At 38.6% G+C, this 25,096-nt stretch carries 30 protein-coding genes; 24 read left to right on the forward strand and 6 right to left on the reverse strand.

Translation table 11 applies throughout. From position 1 onward, the window contains the following. The first annotated feature begins 68 nt into the window (after nt 1–68). Nucleotides 69–425 carry a DUF1516 family protein gene (locus tag AC6UDB_RS05895; RefSeq protein ID WP_500694343.1) on the forward strand — a complete coding sequence of 119 codons (357 nt, stop codon included), beginning with the start codon at nt 69–71 and terminating at the stop codon, nt 423–425. A gap of 39 nt (nt 426–464) precedes the next feature. On the opposite strand, the gene AC6UDB_RS05900 is transcribed toward AC6UDB_RS05895, so the two are convergent. After that, on the reverse strand, nt 465–1,169 hold the full coding sequence (locus AC6UDB_RS05900) for a type 1 glutamine amidotransferase (RefSeq protein ID WP_500709431.1): 705 nt from the start codon (nt 1,167–1,169) through the stop codon (nt 465–467). Continuing rightward, nucleotides 1,169–2,521, reverse strand: a complete 1,353-nt coding sequence (locus AC6UDB_RS05905) for a MurT ligase domain-containing protein (protein ID WP_500709432.1) — start codon at nt 2,519–2,521, stop codon at nt 1,169–1,171. The genes AC6UDB_RS05900 and AC6UDB_RS05905 overlap by 1 nt, the downstream gene beginning before the upstream one ends. A gap of 230 nt (nt 2,522–2,751) precedes the next feature. Here AC6UDB_RS05905 and AC6UDB_RS05910 point away from each other — a divergent pair, with 230 nt between their 5' ends. The 23 genes from AC6UDB_RS05910 to AC6UDB_RS06020 all read left to right on the forward strand — a co-directional run bounded on the left by AC6UDB_RS05910 (nt 2,752) and on the right by AC6UDB_RS06020 (nt 22,385). Continuing rightward, a complete protein-coding gene (locus tag AC6UDB_RS05910; RefSeq protein ID WP_500707357.1) occupies nt 2,752–3,324 on the forward strand; it encodes a thymidine kinase in 573 nt (190 codons plus the stop codon). A 20-nt stretch (nt 3,325–3,344) separates the two neighbouring features. Next, nucleotides 3,345–4,433: a peptide chain release factor 1 gene (prfA, locus tag AC6UDB_RS05915; RefSeq protein ID WP_500694425.1), complete on the forward strand. Its 1,089-nt coding sequence runs from the start codon at nt 3,345–3,347 to the stop codon at nt 4,431–4,433. After that, nucleotides 4,417–5,268 (forward strand): peptide chain release factor N(5)-glutamine methyltransferase, encoded by an 852-nt coding sequence (gene prmC, locus AC6UDB_RS05920; RefSeq protein ID WP_500709433.1) that lies wholly within the window; start codon nt 4,417–4,419, stop codon nt 5,266–5,268. The genes prfA and prmC overlap by 17 nt, the downstream gene beginning before the upstream one ends. A gap of 15 nt (nt 5,269–5,283) precedes the next feature. Further along, nucleotides 5,284–6,297, forward strand: coding sequence for an L-threonylcarbamoyladenylate synthase (locus AC6UDB_RS05925; RefSeq protein WP_500709434.1), 1,014 nt, complete (start codon nt 5,284–5,286; stop codon nt 6,295–6,297). Nucleotides 6,298–6,333: 36 nt separating this feature from the next. Next, complete coding sequence (gene glyA, locus AC6UDB_RS05930; protein WP_500699807.1) at nt 6,334–7,578, forward strand: serine hydroxymethyltransferase; 1,245 nt, start codon at nt 6,334–6,336, stop codon at nt 7,576–7,578. A gap of 71 nt (nt 7,579–7,649) precedes the next feature. Continuing rightward, the gene (upp, locus tag AC6UDB_RS05935) at nt 7,650–8,282 is read left to right on the forward strand and encodes a uracil phosphoribosyltransferase (RefSeq protein WP_500694349.1); all 633 of its coding nucleotides are present in this window, start codon (nt 7,650–7,652) and stop codon (nt 8,280–8,282) included. A gap of 298 nt (nt 8,283–8,580) precedes the next feature. Continuing rightward, a complete protein-coding gene (gene atpB / locus AC6UDB_RS05940; RefSeq protein WP_500694350.1) occupies nt 8,581–9,291 on the forward strand; it encodes a F0F1 ATP synthase subunit A in 711 nt (236 codons plus the stop codon). Nucleotides 9,292–9,311: 20 nt separating this feature from the next. After that, entirely contained in the window at nt 9,312–9,524 is a 213-nt protein-coding gene (gene atpE / locus AC6UDB_RS05945; protein WP_010021947.1) for a F0F1 ATP synthase subunit C, read from the forward strand. 41 nt (nt 9,525–9,565) lie between these two features. Next, nucleotides 9,566–10,084 carry a F0F1 ATP synthase subunit B gene (gene atpF / locus AC6UDB_RS05950; RefSeq protein WP_500694351.1) on the forward strand — a complete coding sequence of 173 codons (519 nt, stop codon included), beginning with the start codon at nt 9,566–9,568 and terminating at the stop codon, nt 10,082–10,084. Next, the gene (atpH, locus tag AC6UDB_RS05955) at nt 10,071–10,613 is read left to right on the forward strand and encodes an ATP synthase F1 subunit delta (RefSeq protein WP_500694352.1); all 543 of its coding nucleotides are present in this window, start codon (nt 10,071–10,073) and stop codon (nt 10,611–10,613) included. The genes atpF and atpH overlap by 14 nt, the downstream gene beginning before the upstream one ends. 36 nt (nt 10,614–10,649) lie before the next feature. Next, nucleotides 10,650–12,185 (forward strand): F0F1 ATP synthase subunit alpha, encoded by a 1,536-nt coding sequence (gene atpA / locus AC6UDB_RS05960; protein ID WP_500694353.1) that lies wholly within the window; start codon nt 10,650–10,652, stop codon nt 12,183–12,185. A gap of 22 nt (nt 12,186–12,207) precedes the next feature. Further along, complete coding sequence (locus AC6UDB_RS05965; protein ID WP_500707360.1) at nt 12,208–13,134, forward strand: F0F1 ATP synthase subunit gamma; 927 nt, start codon at nt 12,208–12,210, stop codon at nt 13,132–13,134. A 23-nt stretch (nt 13,135–13,157) separates the two neighbouring features. Further along, on the forward strand, nt 13,158–14,582 hold the full coding sequence (gene atpD / locus AC6UDB_RS05970; protein WP_500701338.1) for a F0F1 ATP synthase subunit beta: 1,425 nt from the start codon (nt 13,158–13,160) through the stop codon (nt 14,580–14,582). A 13-nt stretch (nt 14,583–14,595) separates the two neighbouring features. Next, nucleotides 14,596–15,024, forward strand: coding sequence for a F0F1 ATP synthase subunit epsilon (locus AC6UDB_RS05975; protein ID WP_500694356.1), 429 nt, complete (start codon nt 14,596–14,598; stop codon nt 15,022–15,024). 125 nt (nt 15,025–15,149) lie between these two features. Beyond that, nucleotides 15,150–15,380, forward strand: coding sequence for a DUF1146 family protein (locus AC6UDB_RS05980; protein WP_500694357.1), 231 nt, complete (start codon nt 15,150–15,152; stop codon nt 15,378–15,380). Nucleotides 15,381–15,401: 21 nt separating this feature from the next. After that, the gene (murA, locus tag AC6UDB_RS05985) at nt 15,402–16,694 is read left to right on the forward strand and encodes a UDP-N-acetylglucosamine 1-carboxyvinyltransferase (protein ID WP_500709436.1); all 1,293 of its coding nucleotides are present in this window, start codon (nt 15,402–15,404) and stop codon (nt 16,692–16,694) included. A 106-nt stretch (nt 16,695–16,800) separates the two neighbouring features. Further along, a complete protein-coding gene (locus tag AC6UDB_RS05990) occupies nt 16,801–17,814 on the forward strand; it encodes a rod shape-determining protein (protein WP_500694359.1) in 1,014 nt (337 codons plus the stop codon). A gap of 12 nt (nt 17,815–17,826) precedes the next feature. Beyond that, on the forward strand, nt 17,827–18,102 hold the full coding sequence (gene yidD, locus AC6UDB_RS05995; protein WP_500696061.1) for a membrane protein insertion efficiency factor YidD: 276 nt from the start codon (nt 17,827–17,829) through the stop codon (nt 18,100–18,102). A 42-nt stretch (nt 18,103–18,144) separates the two neighbouring features. After that, nucleotides 18,145–18,360 (forward strand): DUF2969 family protein, encoded by a 216-nt coding sequence (locus AC6UDB_RS06000; RefSeq protein ID WP_500696062.1) that lies wholly within the window; start codon nt 18,145–18,147, stop codon nt 18,358–18,360. A 31-nt stretch (nt 18,361–18,391) separates the two neighbouring features. Beyond that, a complete protein-coding gene (locus tag AC6UDB_RS06005; RefSeq protein WP_500694362.1) occupies nt 18,392–19,588 on the forward strand; it encodes an FtsW/RodA/SpoVE family cell cycle protein in 1,197 nt (398 codons plus the stop codon). Between the two features lie 94 nt (nt 19,589–19,682). Then, complete coding sequence (locus AC6UDB_RS06010; protein ID WP_500699810.1) at nt 19,683–20,819, forward strand: D-alanine--D-alanine ligase family protein; 1,137 nt, start codon at nt 19,683–19,685, stop codon at nt 20,817–20,819. Between the two features lie 80 nt (nt 20,820–20,899). After that, nucleotides 20,900–21,478, forward strand: a complete 579-nt coding sequence (locus tag AC6UDB_RS06015; protein ID WP_500709437.1) for a DNA-3-methyladenine glycosylase I — start codon at nt 20,900–20,902, stop codon at nt 21,476–21,478. Between the two features lie 19 nt (nt 21,479–21,497). After that, a complete protein-coding gene (locus tag AC6UDB_RS06020) occupies nt 21,498–22,385 on the forward strand; it encodes a helix-turn-helix domain-containing protein (RefSeq protein ID WP_500709439.1) in 888 nt (295 codons plus the stop codon). Nucleotides 22,386–22,405: 20 nt separating this feature from the next. Here AC6UDB_RS06020 and AC6UDB_RS06025 read toward each other — a convergent pair whose 3' ends face one another. From AC6UDB_RS06025 to AC6UDB_RS06040, 4 genes are all read right to left on the reverse strand, one after another. Next, complete coding sequence (locus AC6UDB_RS06025; RefSeq protein ID WP_500694366.1) at nt 22,406–22,897, reverse strand: universal stress protein; 492 nt, start codon at nt 22,895–22,897, stop codon at nt 22,406–22,408. A gap of 68 nt (nt 22,898–22,965) precedes the next feature. Beyond that, a complete protein-coding gene (locus tag AC6UDB_RS06030) occupies nt 22,966–23,250 on the reverse strand; it encodes a hypothetical protein (protein ID WP_500701336.1) in 285 nt (94 codons plus the stop codon). Nucleotides 23,251–23,256: 6 nt separating this feature from the next. Then, nucleotides 23,257–24,540 carry a replication-associated recombination protein A gene (locus tag AC6UDB_RS06035; RefSeq protein WP_500701335.1) on the reverse strand — a complete coding sequence of 428 codons (1,284 nt, stop codon included), beginning with the start codon at nt 24,538–24,540 and terminating at the stop codon, nt 23,257–23,259. Between the two features lie 14 nt (nt 24,541–24,554). Further along, the gene (locus AC6UDB_RS06040) at nt 24,555–25,013 is read right to left on the reverse strand and encodes a YueI family protein (protein ID WP_500701334.1); all 459 of its coding nucleotides are present in this window, start codon (nt 25,011–25,013) and stop codon (nt 24,555–24,557) included. Nucleotides 25,014–25,096: the final 83 nt, after the last annotated feature.

Here is a 25,096-nt window from a genome sequence, read left to right on the forward strand (position 1 = left end):
ACGAATTATGACTAAAAGTCCTTATGGATTGTGTATAATGGAGTTAATCTAAATGGGGAAGTGTTATTATGCTAATTTGGATTCATTTATTAACGTGGTTGGTTCTTTTTATTGTGGTTTGTATCGCTCTTTTTTCGAACTGGCATTTTAAAGTTATGACGATGATTGCCAGACTCTGTTATGTGATTTTAATTATTTCGGGAATTTTTCTGATCCCATTTGCATGGGGACGTGATCCAGTCTTGACGATTATCAAGGTTGTTTGCGCGTTACTATTGATTGGTCTGATTGAGATGGCGTTTGCCTTTAAATCACAACAGAAACTTTCAGGATGGTTTTTGTGGATGACCGTGATTGCAATTATAGTGGTGGCGATTCTTGGATTGCTTCTAGCAGGCGGTCGACCGTTTATTCATTTTATGTAAAAAAAGAAGCACTACCAATTAATCGGTAGTGCTTTAATTTTAGAATGATTCAACTTTTACTTTTTTCGTATCACCCGAAAAATCAGTATCGGGATACTTCTTTTCAAGGGCATTAAACATCATACGCTTAGCCAAGTTACCGTTTCGGGCTAAAATAGGGCCATGAAAGTAGGTACAGACGGTATTTTTGTAAATGGCACCCTCAGTTCCATCTTTTCCGTTGTTCCCATGTCCCTTAATGACTTTTCCCAGTGCTCGTTCACTTGGTCCTAAGTAGGTCACTCCAGCGTGGTTTTCAAAACCATGGTATTTTTCCTTGGTTTGTTCGTTTTGAATTTCAATGTTTCCAATGAAACGATTGTCTTTCATTGCATCCGTGTAGTGGTCAAGGGCACCAATGCCAGGAAGCTTTTCGCCATTAGCTGCAACGTAGTAGTTTCCAAGTAACTGGAAGCCACCACAAATTGCAATAACAGGCTTGCCTTGTTCAATGAAACGTTTAATTTCATCTTTCTTGGTTTGAATGTCTTTTGAAACAATGGTTTGTTCAAAGTCTTGTCCACCACCGAAAACCATGAAATCATAATCGTCAGCGTTGAACCCTTCTTCTAAACTAACAACGTCAGAGGTGACTTCAACGCCAATCTGTTTAGCGTAATATCGTAACGACAAAATGTTACCGATATCACCGTAAGTATTCATTAAGTCACCATATAAGTGAGCCACTCGAATGGTTTTTGTCATTAGTCCATTCCTCCTTTAATGAATCCTTTTTGTGCTAGTAAATGTCTGAATTGAAGCATAGCCGTGTAAGTGGCCAGAACGTAAACCTTTTTAGTGGGCAGCTGTTTAATTTGTTCCAAGACTTTCTCAATGTTTGGTTCAATGATGTGATTGTCGTCATGAACCCCGGCAACCTTAAGGCGGAAGGTAATGTCTTTGTATCGTTCACCACCGGAAATGAATTTTTTAATGTTCATTTTTGGCAGACGTTCGAAGTCGCCATCCCAGATCCAACTCGTGTCAATGCCGTCAGCATAGTTAGCATTTTCAAGAAAGACAAACGAAAATGGTTCCCTTTCATGAGAAATCATATCAATGACTTGGTTAAGTCCAACTGGATTTTTAACTAGCACAATGGTTACTTCCTTGTCACCAACTTTGATTTCTTCCTGTCTTCCAAAGAGTCGCTTGTTGGTTTCAAAAGCGTGTTTAATTTGATCAGGACGAACTCCCATTTGTCGACCGGCCGCATAAGCAGCTAGGGCATTGTAAATATTGTACGTCCCACCGACGTCAATCGAATACTGATTTCCATCAATGTCAAAGGTTGAACTAGTTGGGGTTTCGTCCACCACTTTAGTGACTTTGTAATCTAGTTTTGGACGATGGAAACCACAGTTAGGACAGAAGTAATCACCTAAATTTCCGTAAGTGATGTAATGGTAGTGCATAATGTGCGAACAAACGGGACAAAGGACCCCATCCGTGTTAGGGGCTGCCTTGATGTCTTTATCAGCTGGTTGATCTTGAAAGCCATAGAACACTTGTTGATTTGGCATTTTTTTAGAGTTAAAAATGGCGGAATCACCGTTTGCAACCACTAAGGCATCTGGAGCTAGTAAGATCCCATTTAAGATTTTTTGGTAGGTAGTGTAAATCTCACCATAACGATCCAGTTGGTCACGGAAAATATTGGTCAAAACAAACATCTTTGGTTTGATAGCTTGAACAACCGGTTTTACGTTGGCTTCGTCAACTTCTAAGACTGCAATTGGATTTTCACCATATTTGGGATGCTTTGCTTGTAAAAAGGTTGAGACAATTCCCTGAGTCATGTTAGATCCAGTTGGATTAGTCAGAATTTGATCATATTCTTCCTTTAAGACTTGAACGATCAGTGCGGTAGTCAAAGTTTTACCGTTCGTTCCTGACACAATAATCACATCGTAATTTTTACCCAGCGTCTTTAAAATGTTGGGATCAATCGCTGTGGTTATTTTTCCTGGTAATGAGCTACCACGGTGCAAAAAATTATGCAGGAACCAGTAAGATGACTTACCAGCCATGGTGGCAATTCTACTCTGAAATGACATAATGAGTTCTCCCTTAGAAATGATTAGTTTTGCACAATTAAAATAATTCTATCATAAAATTACGCTTATAAGTAAGAATAGTAACTAATTTAAGAAAAAGCAATTATTCAAATGGTAGAACAAATTTTGAATTTGGATGCGAAAAAGTGGTAAATTCGATATAATGAAAAAGTTAGTGAAAATAGAGAAAAGGTGATAACTTGGCACAACTATTCTTTCGTTACGGAGCAATGAATAGCGGAAAATCAATCGAAATTATCAAAGTCGCTCATAACTATGAGGAACAGGGTAAATCAGTTATTTTGATGACAAGTGGCGTTGATACCAGGGAAAAGAAGGGGACCATCGCTTCTCGGATTGGGTTGACTCGCAAGGCCCTTTCAATTAATTCCGATTCAAACGCATTTAAAATGGTAAAAGATGAAATTGAAAAGCGCGATGAACCCATTAGTTGTGTGTTAGTTGATGAAGCCCAGTTTTTAAATAAGCATCACATCTTCGAATTAACCGAAGTGGTTGATCAATTACATATTCCGGTCATGGCATTTGGACTTAAAAATGATTTTCAAAATAAATTGTTTGAGGGATCGAAGTATTTACTATTGTATGCGGATAAGATTGAAGAAATGAAAACGATTTGTTGGTTTTGTGAAAAGAAAGCAATTATGAACTTAAGAGTCCATGATGGAAAGCCCGTTTACGAGGGCGAGCAGATCTTTATGGGTGGTAACGAGTCATATTATCCTGTTTGTCGTTATCATTATTTCAATCCTCCGATTGAAGCACAAAAGAATAAGGAGTAATAAGAATGGCTGAAGCCGATATGGATAAAATTTTTGATAAATTACAATCCGTTTCTGACAGATATGATGAATTAAACGAACTAATCAGTGATCCAGAAGTGATTGCTGACACCCAAAAATTCATGAAACTCTCAAAAGAAGAGGGCAGTCTCAGAGAAACGGTTGAAACTTACAATAAGTATAAAAAGATTAGTAAACAATTAGATGATGATGAGACCATGTTAAGAGAAAAACTTGATAGCGAAATGGAAGACATGGTCAAATCCGAGATTAGTGATTTAAAGGATCAGAAAACACAACTTGAAGATCAAATGAAGTTGTTGTTGATTCCAAAGGATCCTAATGACGAGAAAAATATTATCATGGAAATTCGTGGAGCAGCTGGTGGAGATGAAGCCAGTTTGTTTGCGGCTGACTTATATAACATGTACACCAAGTATGCCGAACGTCAGGGATGGAAAATTGAAGTGATCGATGAAACTGATACTGAAGTTGGTGGTTTTAAAGAGATTGTTTTAATGATCACTGGTGATAAAGTCTATTCCAAGTTAAAGTACGAAAATGGTGCTCATCGAGTACAACGAATTCCTTCGACAGAATCGGCTGGACGAGTTCACACTTCCACAGCTACCGTTGGTGTAATGCCTGAGGAAGAAGATGTGGACATTGACATTGATCCAGGCGATATTCGAACGGATGTCTATCGCTCCTCTGGTGCTGGTGGTCAACATATTAACAAAACTTCATCAGCCGTCCGAATGACCCACCTCCCAACTGGGATTGTGGTTGCAATGCAAGATGAACGTTCTCAACAACAGAACCGTGCTAAGGCAATGCGGGTTTTAAAAGCGCGTGTCTATGACTACTACAAACAAAAAGAACAGAATGAGTACGATGAGAAACGGAAAGATGCCATTGGAACGGGTGACCGTTCTGAACGAATCCGGACTTATAACTATCCTCAAAATCGAGTTACTGACCATCGAATTGGATTAACCTTGAACAAGTTAGACAAAATCATGGATGGTGACTTAGATGACATCATTGATGCATTAATTGTTTCTGATCAAGCTAAAAAGTTGGAGAAATTGAATGACTCAGAAGCTTAGAAATAATGCAACTGTTTTTGAAGCCCTTAAATGGGCTTCTTTGCGTCTGGAGCAAGAAAATTTGGATCCTGATCAAGGACGCCAGGTGATGAGGTCTTTGATGGGATGGAATTTGACGGATTTGCTGATGAATTATCGGTTTAATTTGTCTGGTGATCAGGAAGCTAAATTTATTGAAATGATAGAACGGGTTCTAAATCATGAGCCACTGCAATATGTAATTGGAACTGCCAATTTTTATGGATACACGTTTCAAGTTAATCCCAGTGTTTTGATTCCAAGGCCTGAAACGGAAGAATTAGTGGAGTGGATCTTAAATGATTACGATGATCATCCTATTAACGTATTGGATGTTGGAACTGGTAGTGGCGCCATTGCGGTTTCATTAAAAAAGCAACGCCCAAGTTGGAAAGTAACTGGTTCTGATATTTCACTTAATGCATTAAAAATTGCTCAAAAAAATGCAACGTCAAATCACACCGAAATTAATTTTGTTCAGAGTGACCTATTTGGCGCTTTTAGTGAACAAAAATTTGACCTGATTGTCTCTAATCCACCATATGTGGGTCAAAATGAGATTAAGTATATGGATGAAAGTGTCTTAAAATATGAACCACGTCAGGCTTTATTTGCTGATAATGATGGACTTTCAATCTATCAGAGAATTTCGCGTGATGTTGATGCTCATTTAGAGAGGGATGGCTCTCTTTATTTAGAGATTGGTTTTAGACAGGGAGATCCGGTTCAAAAGATTTTGATGAATAATAATAAAGGGCGATCGGTTAGTCTCCGAAAGGACATGGCAATGCGTGATCGAATGATTAAAATGAAATAAAGGAGAATTTTGAAAATGGATACAAAGATATTTACGCCGGATCAGATTGATGCGGCCGCAGAAGAACTTAAGAAGGGGAACCTCGTTTCTTTTCCAACCGAAACAGTTTACGGACTGGGAGCTGATGCTACTAATGTCTCAGCAGTTAAAAAGGTTTATAAGGCTAAGGGGCGTCCAAGTGATAACCCATTAATCGTTCATGTTGCTGATGTTGAGACGGTTGAAAAGTATGCTCAACCGTTAGACGAAGACGTCAAAAAATTAATGAAAACGTTTTGGCCTGGTCCATTGACAATCATCTTAAAGTTAAAAAAGGGTGCACTTGCTAAAGAAGTTACTGGTGGACTTGATACCGCTGCTTTTCGAAATCCTAATAAGCAGTCAACGCTAAATTTGATTAGGAGCGCTGGTGTTCCGTTAGTAGGTCCATCAGCAAATACGTCTGGCAAACCCAGTCCTACCCTTGCAAAGCACGTTTATCATGATTTAAATGGTAAAATTGCGGGGATTTTAGACGACGGTGCTACTGACTTTGGGGTTGAATCGACAGTTATTGATATGTCAACGGGGAAGCCAGCAATCTTGCGTCCTGGTGCAGTTACCGTTGACCAGATTGAAAAAGTCGTAGGCCCAGTTGACGATGCCGTTCATCATGTTAGTGCGGATCAGGTTCCAAAGGCTCCTGGAATGAAGTACCGTCATTATGCCCCAGATGCTCAGGTTCAAATTGTTGACCATAAAGATGACTGGAAGCGAGCGGCTGATTGGATTAAAAAACAAGATGGGACTGTGGGAGTTATGGCAACTGACGATGTAATTGATGCAGTTGACTGGCCAAACAATGCAGAAATTTACAGTCTTGGAAGTGATATTAATACGGCCAGTCACTTACTATTTGCCGGACTTCGTCAATTTGATTTAGAAGATGGCGTTGACAATATTTTGACACAGGGATTTACCCCAATTGAATTAGGGGAGGCTTACATGAACCGCTTAAACAAATCCGCAGGACAAAAGCACTTTGAATAGTATACTTAATTCAAATAGTGAAATGAGGTAGATATCATGTCAGACAAAGAGTATGAAAAGATGGATCCTGAACTTTGGGATGCCATTCACGGTGAAAAAAAGCGTCAAGAGGACACAATTGAGTTGATTGCATCCGAGAACATTGCCTCAAAGGGTGTCCGAGCCGCCCAGGGCTCCGTTTTAACCAATAAATATGCGGAAGGTTATCCTGGTCATCGTTATTACGGTGGCTGTGAGTATGTTGATAAAGTGGAGACGTTGGCCATTGAACGAGCAAAAAAGTTATTTGGTGCTGAGTATGTAAACGTGCAACCTCATTCCGGCTCTCAAGCTAATCAGGCTTCATATGCCGCTTTCTTAAAGCCGGGAGATAAGATCCTTGGAATGGACCTAAATGCCGGTGGACACTTGTCACATGGTGCTAAGGTCAACTTTTCTGGTAAGATTTATCAGTCGTTCACTTATGGCGTTAATCCAGAGACTGAGCAACTTGATTACGATCATATTCAAACAATTGCAGAGGAAGTAAAACCGCAAATTATCGTAGCTGGTGCATCTGCCTATAGTCGAATCATTGATTGGCAGAAATTTAGAGAGATTGCTGATAGTGTGGGAGCCTACTTAATGGTAGATATGGCTCACATTGCTGGTCTGGTTGCAACCGGATTACATCCTAGTCCAGTAGGAATTGCCGATGTAGTGACAACTACGACTCATAAAACCTTGCGTGGTCCTCGTGGTGGAATGATTTTAAGCCAAAATAAGTACGCCAAAAAGATTAAATCAGCCGTTTTTCCTGGGACCCAAGGTGGTCCTTTAGAACAAGTAATTGCTGCTAAGGCGGTTGCCTTTCATGAAGATTTACAGCCCGATTTTGTTACTTATTCCAAGCAAATTCTTAAAAATGCGAATGCCATGGCTGACGAGTTCAATAATTCCGAACATTTACGAGTAGTTTCTGGTGGAACTGATAATCATTTAATGACCGTTGATCTGACCGATACCGGTTTAAATGGTAAACAAGCTCAAGACATGTTGGATTCATTAATGATTACCACTAACAAGGAAGCAATTCCAAATGAAAAGTTGAAACCAACTTTAACTAGTGGACTACGAATTGGGACTCCCGCGATCACTTCAAGAGGGTTTGATGAGAATGATTCAAAGAAAGTTGCTGATTTAATTATTAAAGCCATTGACAATTACGATCAACCCGATGTTTTGGCTCAAATCAAGAGTGACGTATCCAAATTGTGTAAAGAAAACCCAATTACACGATAAGGAGCTAGAAATTTTTTGGTATTCCTTGTGTTATAATAGGTATAAATATAATACGAAGAGGAGAGTGCGTTATGGGCGAGTTTCACGTAATGGATCATCCGTTGATCCAACATAAATTAAGCATTATTAGAGATAAGAATTGTGGGACACGTGAGTTTAGAGAAGTCGTTAATGAAATTGCTAGTTTGATGGTTTTTGAAGTTGCTCGTGATATGCCACTTAAAGACGTTGAAGTTGAGACACCTGAAGGAACTGCGCACGCTAAGAAATTAGCTGGTAAAAAAGTTGCTGTTGTGCCAATTCTGAGGGCTGGAATTGGAATGGTAGATGGGGTACTTGATCTAATTCCTACAGCCAAAGTTGGTCATATCGGGATGTATCGTGATGAAAAAACCTTTCAGCCCCACGAATACTTTTTAAAGTTGCCAAGTGATATTGGTGAGAGGCAGATCTTCGTTGTTGATCCAATGCTTGCTACGGGTGGATCTGCAATCATGGCGCTCGATGCATTAAAGAAACACGGCGCTAATCCCAAGAACATTAAGTTTGTTTGTCTAGTTGCCGCTCCTGAGGGAGTTAAAGCGGTTCAAAAAGCTGAACCAGAAGTTGACATTTATGCCGCTGCACTTGACGATCATCTTGATCATGGTTACATCGTTCCTGGGTTGGGAGATGCTGGTGACCGTTTGTTTGGAACAAAATAGAAATAATAATTTTAAGTGAGAGTTAGTGAACTCCCACTTTTTTGTTAGATTGCTTTACGTAAAGGCCGGGTTTAAGTTTTACCAATTTCAATTGTGAAGTAATTGTTATAAAGACTATAAAATTAGAATTTTTGGTGCTTTATAGCTTTGAAATTTGCCTGAAATGGTGGTATTATTTCATCAGATTTGAATAAGTGAGCTTTTGACTTGTTTGAATATAGAATCGCAATTATTCAACTACTTTTTATGGCACGTTTTTTATTGCGAGTGATAATAGTTGCGAAAAGAGGTGATATCTGTGGAGCCAACTCGTACTTTTCAATTTTTAGGTCTTACTTTCAACGTCAGCAATATGATTTCTGGTGTGATTGTGGCTGTTGTTTTGTTCGCTTTTATATTCGTCTGCTCGAGAAACCTGCAGTTGAAACCAAAGGGGAAACAGAATTTATTGGAGTACATGATTGATTTTACAAATGGAATTATAAAGTCAACGATTGGTAATGATGCGCCTAAGAATTATGGACTATGGGCATTTACGCTATTCTATTTCATCTTAATAGCTAACTTACTTGGTTTGTTCTTGCATATTCAGGTAGGTAATATTGTCTATGTCAAGAGTCCTACGGCCGATCCAATCGTCGCTTTGACGTTCTCATTAATGTCTCTGACATTTGCTATGTATTGTGGTGTTGAGAAACTAGGTTATAAGGGACACTTTAAGGGATTCTTACAACCTGTCTTCTTGTTCCTACCGATCAACCTGCTTGAGGAGCTTACGAACTTCTTAACACTTGGAATTCGTGTTTATGGGAATATCTTTGCTGGTGAATTGTTGGCCGGGATAATTGCTAATTTAGCATTTTCAAATGGATTGTGGCTGATTCCAGTCGCTGCCCCACTTGAGTTAGCATGGCAAGGATTCTCAGTGTTTATTGGCTGTATTCAAGCCTATGTATTTGTAACATTATCATCTGTATATGTTTCTCAAAAATTATCAATTGAGGAATAAGAAAATAGGAGGATTATATTATGGGAGCTATTGCTGCTGGAATCGCAATGTGTGGTGCCGCTATTGGTGCCGGAATTGGTGACGGTTTAATTATTTCCAAGATGCTTGAAGGTATGGCACGCCAACCAGAATTATCAGGAACACTTAGAACTAATATGTTCATTGGTGTTGCCTTAGTTGAAGTTATGCCCATCTTGGCCTTTGTTGTTGCCTTCTTGGTTATGAACAAATAGAGAAAACATTTTCTTAGTTTAGAAAAAGGAGGTGTCAATAGATGTATACACATTTAGTTATTGCGGCTGGATTCAATGTTGGTGATATGCTGTTTTATGCCATCTTGTTCTTACTCTTGATGTGGATTGTTAAGATTTTCGCATGGAAACCCGTCACAAAGATGATGCAAGATCGTGCAACTAAAATTGCCAACGATATTGATTCTGCTGAACAATCACGTAACGATGCTGCTAAGTTAGCCAAAGAACGTGCCGATGCATTACAAAACTCGCATGACGAAGCAACCAAAATCGTTAGTGATGCTGAACAAGCTGGTCAAAAACGTCGCGACACAATTATTTCCGATGCTCAAGATGATGCTAAAACCTTAAAGGATAAAGCTCATAAAGATATCGAACAAGAACGTGAAGACGCTTTAGCAAGTACTAAAGATGATGTGGCAGATTTATCTATTGAGATTGCTTCCAAAATCATTAAAAAGAACTTAAATGCTGATGATCAAAAAGCATTAATCGATTCTTATATTGAAGGGCTAGGTAATCCAAATGAGTCTAGATAAGGTTACGCTTGCCAAAAGATATTCTAATGCGCTCTTTCAAGTACTAGAAGAACATGATGAGTTAGAAACTGGGAACGCTGATTTAATGGCGATTAAAGACATTTTTCAAAGTGACCCTGGTTTATCTATCGCATTAGCAGGGCCTGTACTTGATCTTAAGCAAAAAGATTCGATCATTAATTCTTTGATTGATGGCGCAACTTCTCAGTACGTCAAGAATTTTGTAAAGATGGTCTATGACTATGGGCGTATTAATGATATGGTCGCGATTATTGATGAATTTGGCAAATTATATGATAAGAAGCAAGGAATCGTGCGTGCTAGCGTAGTTACAGCAGTTCCAATGAATGACGAAGAGAAAGACAAGTTAACCAAGACATTTGCCAAAAGGGTTGGTGCTAAAACAGTTGACTTATCTGCGAAAGTAGACAGTAGTATTATTGGCGGTGCGATTTTGTCGTCAGATAACGTTGTTTACGACGGAAGTGTTCGTACTAAAATTAAAGAAGTACGGAATTTGCTCTCTTAGTCGATAAGATATCTATATTGAAGAGGTGAAACTTTTATGAGCATTAAGGCTGAAGAAATTAGTGCCCTAATTAAAAAACAATTAGATGGCTACAAAGACGAACTTAACGTCGACGAGACTGGTGTCGTTACCTATGTTGGTGACGGTGTTGCTCGTGCATATGGTCTAGATAATGCTTTATCCGGTGAATTACTGGAGTTCCAAAATGGTGTTTATGGAATGGTGCAAAACCTCGAAAGCAACGAAGTTGGTATCGTTGTTTTAGGTGACTTTACAGGTATTCGTGAAGGTGACAGTGTTAAAAGAACCGGAAGAATCATGGAAGTTCCTGTTGGAGACAATATGGTTGGACGAGTTGTGAACTCATTAGGCCAACCAATTGATGGTAAAGGTGAGATCAAGACCGATCAAACTGCTCCAATTGAGAAAAAAGCACCTGGAATCATGCAACGTCAAAGTGTTAAACAACCACTACAAACTGGTATCAAATCAATTGATGCTTTGGTTCCAATTGGTAGAGGTCAACGTGAGTTGATCATTGGTGATCGAAAGACTGGTAAGACTTCAATTGCGATTGATACAATCTTGAACCAAAAAGATCAAGATATGATTTGTATCTACGTTTCAATTGGACAAAAAGATTCAACTGTTAGACAACAAGTAAACACCCTCCAAAAGTACGGTGCAATGGATTATACAATCGTCATGTCAGCTGGTCCATCTGAACCTGCTCCCTTGCTTTACATTGCACCATATGCTGGTGCAACCATGGGTGAGTATTTCATGGACAAGGGTAAAGATGTTTTGATTGTTTTCGATGACTTAACGAAACAAGCTAATGCTTATCGTGAACTTTCCTTAATTTTGAGACGTCCACCTGGCCGTGAAGCTTATCCTGGTGATATTTTCTACACCCACTCACGTTTACTTGAACGTGCTGCTAAGTTGAGTGACAAGATGGGCGGCGGTTCGATGACCGCTCTTCCAATTGTTGAGACGCAAGCAGGGGATGTTTCCGCTTATATTCCAACCAACGTAATTTCGATTACTGATGGTCAGATCTTCTTAAACTCTGACATGTTCTATTCTGGAGACCGTCCAGCTGTTGATGCTGGTACTTCAGTTTCTCGTGTTGGTGGAGATGCCCAAATTAAGGCAATGAAAAAGGTTGCTGGTACATTACGTTTGGATCTTGCTTCATATCATGAACTTGAATCGTTTGCTCAATTCGGTTCTGATCTTGATGAAGCTACTAAAGCTAAGCTGGATCGTGGATCTAGAACGGTGGAAGTCTTAAAGCAACCACTTCATTCGCCACTACCAGTTGAAAAACAAGTTTTGATCTTGTATTGCTTAACTCATGGCTACCTAGATAAAATTGCCGTTGATGATGTTTTAAGATTCCAGGATGAGATCTTCAAATTCTTTGATACAAATTATCCTGACCTACTTGAAAGCATTAAGAAAACTGGTGATCTTCCAGATGAAAAGAAGCTAAACAGTGCAATCCAAGAATTTGCAAGCACCTTTAAGCCTTCAGCTAAAGGTGACAGTATAGTTAATAGTAATTAACTTGAAGGGAGGATAACAACTAATGGCTGAATCGATGAATGATGTAAAGCACAGAATCGCATCGACCAAGAGTACACGTCAGATTACCGAGGCGATGCAGATGGTTTCAACGGTTAAGTTGAACAGAATTCAGGCACATACAGAGAACTATAATCAGTATGTATCTAAGGTTAAGTCTGTAATCGCTCATCTGGCTCAGTCCGATTTGTTAGAGGATAATAAACCTTCAAGTCAAGATTCAAAAAATGCTAAGAAAAAGACCGCCTATATTGTAATTTCATCTGATCGTGGAATGGTTGGAAGCTACAATAGTAATGTAATCAGAGGTACCAATGAGTTTATTGAAAAGCACACTCCAAATACTGATGATTATATGATTTTAGCAATTGGTGGTAATGGTGCAGACTTCTATAAGAAGCGTGGAGCAAACGTTGCATACGAAAATCGTACCGTTTCAGATGTTCCCACTTATACCGAAGTTCAAGGGATCGTTAAGGCCATTACCTCCATGTATAATGATGGAATTTATACTGATTTGTACATTTGTTATAATCACTTCGTTAACCGAATTTCCTCTGATTTTAGGGCTGAAAAGCTTCTTCCCATGGATAAAGAGTCAATTCAATCATCTATGGATGATAAGAATAGTGGTCAAGCTGGATCTGATGTCAAAGTTAAAAACTTGATTGAAGATTATGATATTGAGCCATCCGCTAAGGCTGTGCTTGGTGTTGTAATTCCTCAATATGCTGAAAGTTTAATGTATGGAGCAATCTTGGATGCCAAGACAGCTGAACATGCTTCCAGTTCAACTGCAATGAAATCAGCCACTGATAATGCCGATGATTTGATTTCATCACTTGAACTCAAGTATAACCGGGCACGACAGGCAGCTATCACTACTGAAATTACAGAAATTACTGGTGGTCAAGAAGCATTGAACCATTAATAGATGGGAGGAATTAAAGCATAATGAATACTACTGGTAAAGTACAACAAGTTATCGGGCCAGTTGTTGATGTTAAATTTCCCCTAGACGGTGATTTACCAGAAATTAATACTGCTTTGAACGTTAAAAAGGGTGACAACAAGCAATTAGTTGTTGAAGTTGCTCTTGAGTTAGGTGACGGAGTGGTACGTACCATCGCTATGGACGGAACCGATGGTTTACGTCGTGGGATGGATGTTGAAAATACTGGTGCTCCAATTGAAGTACCAGTAGGTAATGATACTCTAGGTCGAGTATTTAATGTTTTAGGTCAGCCAATTGATGGTGGACCAGAATTTGGTCCTGATCAAACGAGATGGGCCATTCACAGACAACCACCTAAGTACGATGAGTTAAACCCATCGACTGAAGTTCTTGAAACTGGAATTAAAGTTATTGATTTATTAGCTCCATATATTCGTGGAGGTAAAGTTGGATTATTCGGTGGTGCCGGTGTTGGTAAGACCGTTTTGATTCAAGAATTAATTCATAACATTGCTCAGGGTCATAACGGTATTTCCGTTTTCACTGGTGTTGGTGAAAGAACCCGTGAAGGTAATGATATGTACTTTGAAATGAAAGGATCGGGTGTGTTAAAGCATACTGCCATGGTGTATGGTCAGATGAATGAGCCACCTGGTGCTCGTATGCGTGTGGCATTGACGGGTCTTACACTTGCTGAGTACTTTAGAGATGCTGAAGGTGATGATGTTCTTTTATTCATTGATAACATCTTTAGATTTACCCAAGCTGGTACGGAAGTTTCAGCTCTGTTAGGACGTATTCCATCAGCCGTAGGTTATCAGCCTACTCTAGCTACTGAAATGGGACAACTTCAAGAACGAATCACATCAACTAAAAAGGGTGCGATCACTTCAATTCAAGCTGTTTACGTTCCAGCCGATGATTATACCGATCCTGCTCCTGCAACAACGTTTGCCCATTTGGATGCTACCACTAACCTTGAGCGTTCATTAACGCAACAAGGTATTTATCCTGCAGTTGATCCATTGGCATCAACATCATCTGCCCTTTCTCCAGAAATCGTTGGACAAGAACACTTTGACGTTGCAAGTCAAGTTCAACACGTTCTTCAGCGATATCGTGAATTACAAGATATCATTTCAATTCTAGGAATGGATGAATTATCCGACGAAGAAAAGACGATTGTTGGTCGTGCTCGTCGTATTCAATTCTTCTTATCACAAAGTTTCACCGTTGCCGAACAGTTTACGGGTCTTCCAGGTAAGTATGTACCCGTTAAGGATACTATCGCCGGATTCAAGGGAATCCTTGAAGGTAAGTACGATGATATTCCTGAAGACTGTTTCAGAAACTGTGGTGGAATTGATGATGTCGTTGCAAACTACAACAAACTGAAAGAACAAAAAGCAAGTCAAAGCAAATAGGAGGCTGATCTAATTGGCTGATAATAAATCGTCAGTATTAACCGTTAGTATCGTTACTCCTGATGGCGAGGTTTATTCCAATGATCAAGTCACCATGGCTATCATTGAAACCATGATGGGTGACCTTGGAATTTTAGCTAACCATGTTCCAGTGATTGCTTCTTTAAAAATTGGTGAAACGAGGTTTAAGTTTAACGGAAATGACATGGATACCGTTGCGGTCAATGGTGGATTTGCCGAATTTTCCAATAATACTTTAACCATCGTTGCTGATAGTGCTGAACGTAAAGGTGACATTGATGTATCGAGAGCTACTCATGCCCGAGAGCGTGCAGAACAGAAGATTAAAGATGCTCAATCTAAGAACGATACGGATGCATTGAAACGTGCACAAGTTGCTTTACAAAGAGCTGTTAATAGAATTAATGTTGCACAACATTAATTAAAAAAGAGGAACTTTTTAGTTCCTCTTTTTTGTTACAATTTTTTACATGGACCTCCGATTTACGACAATTGAATGATTTTATGATAGTATATAGTAAGAATGAATATTAGGAGTATCGCGTAATGAATCCATTTGGAGTTGAATCTTTAATAACAATAATTAGCCAGCTATTCTTTATTGCATTAGCTTTTTGGTCTATACAAGGAATTCACTTTGAACGGTTTTTACCAATTCAAGAACGACAGGGGAAGGTCTTGATTGTCCTCCTTTCGATCGTAATTGGTTTTATATGCAGTTCGTTCTTTATGTCATTCATTGATAACTTAAAAAATTTAACAGTACTATTTAAATAATACGTAATAGGAGAGAGTACCATGGAAAAAATTGTTGTGCATGGCGGAAACAAACTTAATGGTCGAGTTCACATTGAGGGTGCAAAAAATGCCGTTTTACCGATTCTAGCTGCTACTATTCTTGCAAGTGATGGCGAGACTGTTTTAACCAACTGTCCCATGTTGTCCGATGTGTTTACTATGAATGAAGTTTTAAAACATTTGGGCATTCGAGTTGATTTTGATAAAAGTAAAAATAAAATTACAGTGGATGCTTCTGGGCAAATTTCACCAGAAGCTCCGTACGAATATGTTTCAAAAATGAGAGCCTCAATTGTTGTGATGGGTCCACTTTTAGCTCGCTTAGGTCAAGCAAAAGTTGCTTTACCAGGGGGATGTGCAATTGGAAGTCGTCCCATTGACTTACATTTACGTGGCTTTGAAGCCTTAGGTGCTCACATTGAACAACATGATGGTTACGTAGAAGCATCTGCTCCTAACGGACTTACTGGAACCGATATTTATTTCGATTTTCCAAGTGTTGGTGCTACTCAAAATGTAATGATGGCCGCTACCCTTGCAAAGGGAACTACCAAGATTCAAAACGTTGCCCGTGAACCTGAGATTGTTGACTTACAAAAAGTATTGAACAAAATGGGAGCAAAAGTTTCTGGAGCAGGCACTGATACGATTACAATTACCGGAGTACCAAGTGTTCATGGTGCTAGTCATGAAGTGGTTCAAGATCGAATTGAAGCTGGGACTTTTATGGTTGCCGCAGCGCTTACTGAAGGAAATCTTTTAATTGAAAACGGGATTACCGAACATAACTTACCATTAATTTCCAAAATGAAACAGATGGGGGTTAAAGTTGAACAAGAACGCGATGGTGTTCGTGTCATTGGACCCGCAAAATTAAAACCAGTTAACGTTAAGACTGCCCCATATCCAGGCTTTCCTACTGACATGCAGCCTCAAATGACAGTATTGCAGTTAAGGGCCGATGGTGTCAGCAAGCTAACGGAAACTGTTTTTGAAAATCGGTTTATGCACATGGAAGAATTACGCAGAATGGGTGCTAAGTTCGACATTAATGGCGAAACGGTCACCATGTATGGACCAACCCATTTTGAGGGCGCTAAAGTTGCTGCGACTGATCTTAGAGCCGCAGCTGCCTTGATTTTAGCTGGTCTAGTTGCTGATGGTTATACGGAAGTTACTAATCTGAAGTATCTTGATCGTGGCTACTACGAATTTCACAAGAAACTGCAAAAACTTGGCGCAGAAGTTGAGCGAATCCCAATTAAAGAAAGCGACGCAATTGCTAATGACTAACTTGATCGTTAGAAAAATTTAGATAATTTCGTATGTGATAATTCTCTTTTGCTATTCTGGATATGCTATAATTTAGTTAAACGATGTTACGGAAGGAAGTATTTTTATGGCACAAGATATTGGGATTGACTTAGGAACTGCTAACGTTCTTATATACGTTACGGGGAAGGGTATTGTTCTTAATGAACCATCTGTAGTTGCCGTTGATACTAAAACAAATAAGGTATTGGCGGTCGGTTCTGAAGCTTACCAAATGGTAGGTAGAACTCCTGGAAACATTAAAGCCATTAGACCTTTAAAAGACGGAGTTATTTCTGATTTTGATATTACTCAAGAAATGCTTTCGTATTTTATCAGTAAATTAAGCGTTAAGGGCGTTGTTTCTAAACCACAGACGATGATCTGTGCTCCTACAAACATCACTAACATTGAACGAAAAGCAATTATCCAAGCAGCGGAACGCGCAGCTGGTGGCGAAGTTTTCATTGAAGAAGAGCCTAAAGTAGCTGCCGTAGGTGCTGGTATGGATATCTACCAGCCTCATGGTAGCATGGTAATCGATATGGGTGGTGGAACCTCAGATATTGCGGTTCTTTCACTCGGTGATATCGTAGCCAGTAAATCACTTAAAATTGCTGGAGATGTGATGAACGTTGATATCGTTAACTTCTTGAAACAAGAACATAACCTTATTATCGGTGAACACACCGCTGAACGAATTAAAATGCAGATTGGAACGGCAGACGTTTCCACCCAAGATGTTAAAGAGATGGAGGTTAGAGGTCGTGACTCAGTTAGTGGGATGCCTAAATCGGTAACCATTACTAGTCAGGAAGTTGCGAGAGCTATTAGTGGTTCAATTAACTCCATTGTGTCAGGTGCAAAGGCAGTCTTAGAGACAATTCCACCAGAAATTTCAGCTGATATTATTGATCGAGGAGTAATGTTAACCGGTGGTGGTGCACTTCTTAAAGACATTGATACTGTAATTTCAAATGCGTTAACGGTTCCGGTTTATATTTCTGAAGATCCTTTAGACAATGTTGCAAAAGGTGCTGGTGAAATGCTTGAGCATATGAGTAGCAATAAAAAGAGTCGTGGATTTTTCAGTAGAAAATAATTGAGAAAAAAATTGAAACGAATATTTATATCTTTAATTAAGTTTTACCAGCGTTTTATTTCACCATTGTTTCCGCCTAGTTGTCGGTACTCACCAACCTGTTCGCATTATACGCTCGAAGCGATCAATCGCTTCGGAGCATTGAAAGGGACACTGATGGGGGTTACACGAATTTTGAGGTGTAATCCACTGGTTAAGGGTGGATACGATCCAGTTCCCAAGAAGTTTTCATTGGGAAGAAATAAAAAAGCTGAGGAAGATTATCGTCGCTCAATGAAGCTAAAATAGTTGATTTTATCAACTATTTTTTATTCTAGGAGGTTTTTAAGCGTGGCTCGAAAAGAAAAACGAATTGGTGTTAATATTATTGATGATCCAGAAGAAAACGCGCTGAAATTGGTGCAAATTGGCGGTCATACCGTGGGCACCATTGAAGAAAAGAACGGGAAGTCAATTTGTGTGGTTGGTGACAAAACTTTCCATGAAAACAGCGAAGAAGATGCTGTTGCTGAGGTAATAAGAGAGTATAATTTGCACCAAAGATAAGTATGATTTATGAAAAAAAGGAGTTCTAATCGTGTTTAATAGGTCGGAAAGTACAGACGAGAATCGAATCGATTGGGGAATCATTTTTTGTGTACTGATGCTTGCTTTGGTGGGCATAGGGTCGATCTTTGTAGCTGCCAGTCATGATACAAGTCAAACAAGTGTCGTAAAGGCGGTTGTTTCACAATTAGTGTGGTACGCAATTGGTGCAATTGCCATCGTTGTGATTATGCAATTTGATTCCGAACAGTTATGGAAATTAGCACCTTATGCGTATTGGTTTGGGATCTTTCTTTTAGTTGCTGTTTTGTTCTTGTATAGTCGTTCCTATGCGGCACAAACTGGTGCTAAAAGTTGGTTTCAGTTAGGGCCACTGACATTTCAACCATCTGAAATCATGAAACCTGCGTATATTTTGATGTTGGCTAAAGTCATTGCTTCTCACAATAATGAACATCCAATTCATGAAACTCGAAGTGATTGGGCGTTACTTGGTAAAATGATTCTATGGACGATTCCAATTGTGATTTTACTAAAGTTGCAAAATGACTTTGGAACTACCATTGTGTTCATTGCCATCCTGGCCGGGATGATGATTGTATCCGGGGTTACGTGGAAAATACTGGCGCCAATCTTTGGTGTTACAGGTGGTCTTGGTGCCATTGCACTGACACTTGCCATTACTAAAGAGGGTCGGATGTTACTTGGTCATTTTGGCTTTAAGTCTTATCAATTTGCTCGAATTGATACTTGGTTGCATCCTGAGTCAGATACGAGTAACCAAGGATTTCAACTATGGCAAAGTATGAAAGCAGTTGGATCAGGAGGTCTTACTGGAACGGGATTCAATGTTTCCAAAGTTTACGTTCCTGTTCGTGAGTCTGATATGATCTTTTCCGTGATGGGAGAGAACTTTGGATTCATTGGTGGGGTATTATTGATTCTTCTTTATTTCTTATTGATTTATGAAATGATCAAAGTTACTTTTGAAACTAAGAATGTTTTCTATGCCTATATTTCTAGTGGAGTTATTATGATGATTTTATTCCATGTTTTTGAAAACATTGGAATGAGCATTGGGTTGCTGCCAATGACTGGAATTCCGCTCCCATTTGTTAGCCAGGGAGGTTCTGCCTTAATTGGTAACATGATAGGGATTGGGTTGATAATGTCAATGCAATACCATAACAAGAGTTCAATGTTTAGTACAGATAAGAATTTCTCATAAAGCATGTTCATTCATGCTTTTTTATTTGGGATTATTTACCGGTTAATTTTTGTGTTATAATTAAGGTTCTATTATGAACGACAGAGGTGCGAATATGACTAAAAATAAGAAGCACGTCGCGTTATTATTTGGTGGTAATTCATCAGAACACGACGTCTCAAAAAGATCCGCGCATAATATTTATGATGCGATGGACAAGGATAAGTATGAAGTCAGCTTATTCCTAATTACTAAGGATGGAATCGTCTTGAGCGATGATGCTTCACATCGTGTATTTGATGGTGAAGATGAAACGGATGTGGAAAAAGATGAGATTTTAAATCTCGACATGAATAATCCGCTAGCTCCCATTATTAATTTCGATAGCGCTAAAGATATTGACGTTTTCTTTCCCATTATTCACGGAAACTTAGGGGAAGATGGAACCATTCAAGGGCTATTACGTCTAATGAATAAGCCCTACGTTGGAAGTGGAATCTTAGCTTCTGCAATGTCTTATGATAAGGATATTACTAAGAAAATCCTAGATGAAGCAGGCATTAACAATACCAAATACGTCTTATTGACTCCAGATAATCGTAAAGATTGGAATTATGCTAAATTATCTAAAAAGCTCGGTTCATTAATGTTTATCAAACCAGCCAATCAAGGTTCTTCCATCGGTATTCATCAGGTGCATAATCAAGAGGAATTGGATAGCGGACTAGAAGATGCTTTTCGTTATGACAACAAAATTTTGATTGAGGAAGCAATTGAGGGACCAGAAGAAGTCGAAATTTCTATTTTAGGAAATGAAAATCCCATGGCATCAAAACTAGGGGCAATTAAAGTTCCAGCAGATGACAAATTCTATACCTATGACAACAAGTTCGTGGATGCCAGTCAGGTCCAATTTACCATTCCAGTTGAATTGCCAGATGGTGTCGATGATCAAATCACGAACATGGCATTAGACGCTTATAAGGCCCTTGGATTAAAGGGAATGGCACGAATTGATTTTCTTGTTTCAAAGGATTTTAAGCCGTATTTGAGTGAAGTTAACACATTACCGGGCTTTACCAATATTTCTTTGTATCCGCAACTTTGGGAAGCTTCTGGAATTAGTTATACCGAATTAATCGATAAATTGATTGAACTAGCTTATGCTGAATTTGACCGTCAATCTAAAATTTTGCATGACTTTAAGCCGCTTCAAAAGGGCGATCAGAAAAAAGTATATAAGGATAAATAATAAAAAAAGATTATGACATAGTCATAATCTTTTTTTATTTGAAGATTGTTCTTCGTATATACTTATAAGAGGTGATAATAATGGAAAGATGTAACTGGGCAACTAGGAGTCCACGATTAATGAATTACCATGATACGGTGTGGGGTGTTCCAGATTATGACGAAAAAGCATTATTTAGAGAACTGTCACTAGAAATAATGCAGGCAGGACTTCAGTGGAATTTAATTTTGAAGAAGTTAGACGGACTGGATAGCATTTATCATAATTTTGATTTTAACTATTTGTCTACTCACGCAGAAACCATCAAAGACACTGCAATGAGTGACAAACGTGGAATTAGAAATCGATCGAAACTTGATGCCATTTTAACCAATGCCAAGATTGTTTTTGAGTTAGAGGGAAAGGGGATTCATTTTTTTGACCAATTATGGCAGCAGGTGAATTATACCCCCGTTGATCATTTAATTATTGATGATCAAATCGATATTTCGGAAATGAGACCAATGATTAAAAAATTTAATCAGGTTTTTCAAATGTATCATTTTAAAAGAGTTGGGCCCACAACACTCTATTCGTTTTTACAAGCTTCGGGGATCATTAATGATCATAACGTTAATTGTTTTAGACACGATGAAATTTTGAATCGTCAAGGGAGATGACGTGCAATTGGAAGTCATAATGCCCTCAAAAGCGCTATTGAAAAAGATTGGAGCGAGAATTAAAAAACGCCGAATTGATATTCATATGACGCAGTCGGAGCTTGCCAAAGGACTATGTACTCAGTCAACCATCAGTGCGCTTGAAAATGATGGGTGTTTTAATCAATGGGTGATTATTCCAGAAATTGTGTCCCGATTGGGATTGAACTTAGACGAAGTTTGTTCTGATGAAAAGTATTGCTATGCTAAAAAAATACTGAAGAAAGTTGAATGCATTCTACTTCATTATCATTTCAAGAAAGCTAATACGATTATTGAAACAATTAAAGTTGAGAATATTGATTCAAGAGAAATCAAAGGAAGATATTATTGTGAACGTGGTTTTGCGGAACTATTTTGTGGTTTTTCTTTAGATGAAGTAATCCTATGCTTTCATACTATGATTGACTCGTGTTCCGTCAAAACAAATTTTATTTGTACTGCATGGAGTTATTTGGGCATTGCAATCTCATATCGGAGATTGGGATGTCAAAAATTGGCTCGTAAATATTTGGATGATGCTTTGGTGAGGATGGGGCAATTGCTACATCGAAGAGAAATGAATACAATTGATCGATATGTTGTCATTAAGTTAGGACTTGCCATTGTCACTTTCGCATTTGTAGCTAACGATAATCAACTAGTGATTTCTGAATCCAATGTTATGATATCTTACCTAAAACGCAAGTATTCCTTCTATTGTTTGAAATCATTTTATAATTTGAAATATTTGAGTTATAAACGAGAAAAACTGTTTGAAAAGGCAGAAAGCACCCAAATTAAAATCAATCTTTTGAAAGGAGTAAGAGATAGCGGGCGGATTGATAAATTATTAAAAATTGCCAAAACAAAAAATCATTCGAAATAATCATCGAATGATTTTTTGTTTTACTTAGAAACTTTTTGTTTTCCTTTTTTAGGATCAACTTTTTGATTATTTAGATTTGTTCTTACAACTAATACATCACAGACCGCCATCCTAGTGACATATTCAGTTACTGAACCAATTAGTAACCGTTCAACACCATTTAACCCGGTTGCACCGATCATGATTAAATCAATATCGAGTTTGTCGGGAATTTCCTTTGAGATGATTGTTTTCGGTGCGCCATATTCGATTGAATAATCGACTTTGTTAACGCCATCATCCTTAGCTTCTCTGGCGTACTGTTCGAGTGTTTTTTTAGCGTTTTGAGTTACTTCTTCAACTACTGATGTATCAAAACTAGAGATATTTTGAAATGCTCGTGTGTCTACAACGTGGACAATGTGTAAATGAGCATCATTACGTTTGGCAACGGCAACGGCCTTTTTAAAAGCCAACTCGGATTCGTATGAACCATCAACGGGAACTAAAATATTATTGTATTCTTGTAGCATAAAAACCACCTCGATGTTTTATTTAACTTAATTCTAGTATTTTTTAATTGAAAAGTCAGATATAAAGGCTATTTATCCATGTATTGAATGATGAATAGTTCTGGAATCACAGCACACAAACACCCCGCACATAAAACTAACAGAGTAAAAACGGTGTTATCGAAGAATATTGAAATAATTCCAAAAATTGCTACCACAATTAGAATGACACCACTAATGAGTAAGATGATGCTTAATGAGGTAAACTTTTCGGGATGAAACAGTAGGAAACTTTTATGAGCATGGGTCAAAAAATAAATTCCGTTAATAATTAAAATTACGGAGAAAAATAACATTAAAACTTTTATGAGCATCGACAATTATTCCTTTCCGACATGCCTTTCAGCCTCGTTGATTTTTTCATATTGATCAGCTAGGGCTCTTTCGTATTTACCGTTCAGCTTTGGTTGGTAGTACTTGGCATTCTTAATTTTGTCAGGAAGATACTGCTGTTTAACCCAATCATTGGGATAATTATGTGGGTATTTATAACCGACGTGTCCTAGTTTTTTGGCACCCTTGAAATGGGCATCTTTTAAGTGATCAGGAATGTCTCCGTAATTGCCAGTTTTTACGTCAGATAAAGCCTTATCAATCGCTGTAATTCCTGAATTTGATTTTGGTGAAAGACAAAGATCAATGATGGCATCAGATAGCGGAATCCGTCCTTCAGGGAGACCGAGTTTATCAGCAGCTTGCACTGCCGATACTGTTCTGGAAGCAGCAGCCGGATTAGCTAACCCAATGTCTTCATACGCAATTACCATTAATCTTCTTGTTAGGGAGTTTAAATCCCCTGATTCAATTAACCTCGAGGCATAGTGTAGGGCCGCGTTAACATCGGAGCCACGAATTGATTTTTGAAGTGCTGACATCACGTTGTAGTGAGCGTCGCCATTTTTATCTTGACTTAGTGCTTTCTTTTGTAAACAAGCTTCAATATCAGCCAGAGTAATGTGAATGACGCCATCTTGGTCAGGCTTAGTGGACTTGGCGGATAATTCTAGGGCGTTTAAAGCACTTCTCAAATCACCATTGGTACTGTGAACTAAAAAGCTCATGGCGTTATGGTCAAGTTTGATCTTTAGATTACCTAAGCCATTTTGCTTGTCCGCTAGTGCTCGCTTAACGGCTTTGGTTATGTCATCACTGGTTAATGGATGAACTTGAAATATTTCTGTTCTAGAACGAATGGCCGGACTGATATTGATATAAGGATTTTCTGTCGTTGCCCCGATTAAGATAATTTGCCCACTTTCTAGTAGTGGTAACAAAAAATCCTGCTTGGTCTTATCTAACCGATGGATTTCATCTAGTAATAACACTACCGTTCCACTCATTTTAGCTTCTTCAGCTACCGCCTGGAGGTCCTTTTTGGTATCAGTTGCTGCATTTAACATCCGAAAAGCATATTTAGTCGAACCCGCAATTGCACTTGCAATGCTGGTTTTTCCGGTGCCAGGTGGACCATATAAAATCATTGATGAAAGCATTTTAGCTTTTACCATGCGATCAATAATCTTGCCCTTGCCAACCAAATCCTGTTGGCCAACAATATCTTCAATTTTAGTGGGCCTCATTCTGTAGGCGAGGGGCTTTTGCATTCTATAGCTTCTTTCTACTTAAATAACCGTGAAAACCATGATTGGTGTTTTTTAGGTTGATCGTTGTCATGTTTGGCGTTAACCTTACTAGGATCAAAATCAATATGGTCTTTATTAATTGCATCAGGGGCAACTAAGACCACGGCATATTGATTAGGCATCGTACCATAAGCGCTGTTGTTTTTTAAAGTAAAGTTGGTGTTATTTTGACTGGCTAACTTCATGTACGGTTGTTGCTGTTCTTCAGCTATATTGCCGTTAATGAAGAGTTGATAAGTGGGATGTTGTTTCATTTCTTTACTTAACTGATCGATTGCATCCTGGTTTTTATCTTCAGAAACCGTAATGGCGAAGTCGACCCGTTCTCGAAAAGTTCCCAAGTATTTTCGTTGCTCATCTGGGTTAATTTGAGGGGAGTTTCCACTCATTGCTTGATCAAGTCGATTTTGAACTGATCCTTTGTCATCTGTCATAATATTTGCTCCTTATTGAGTATTTACTACATTTTAACATTAAAGAAATTGGAGATACAAAAAGGCGGTCTCAATCGAGATCG

This window comes from Fructilactobacillus sp. X3R2C1 (assembly GCF_059901235.1).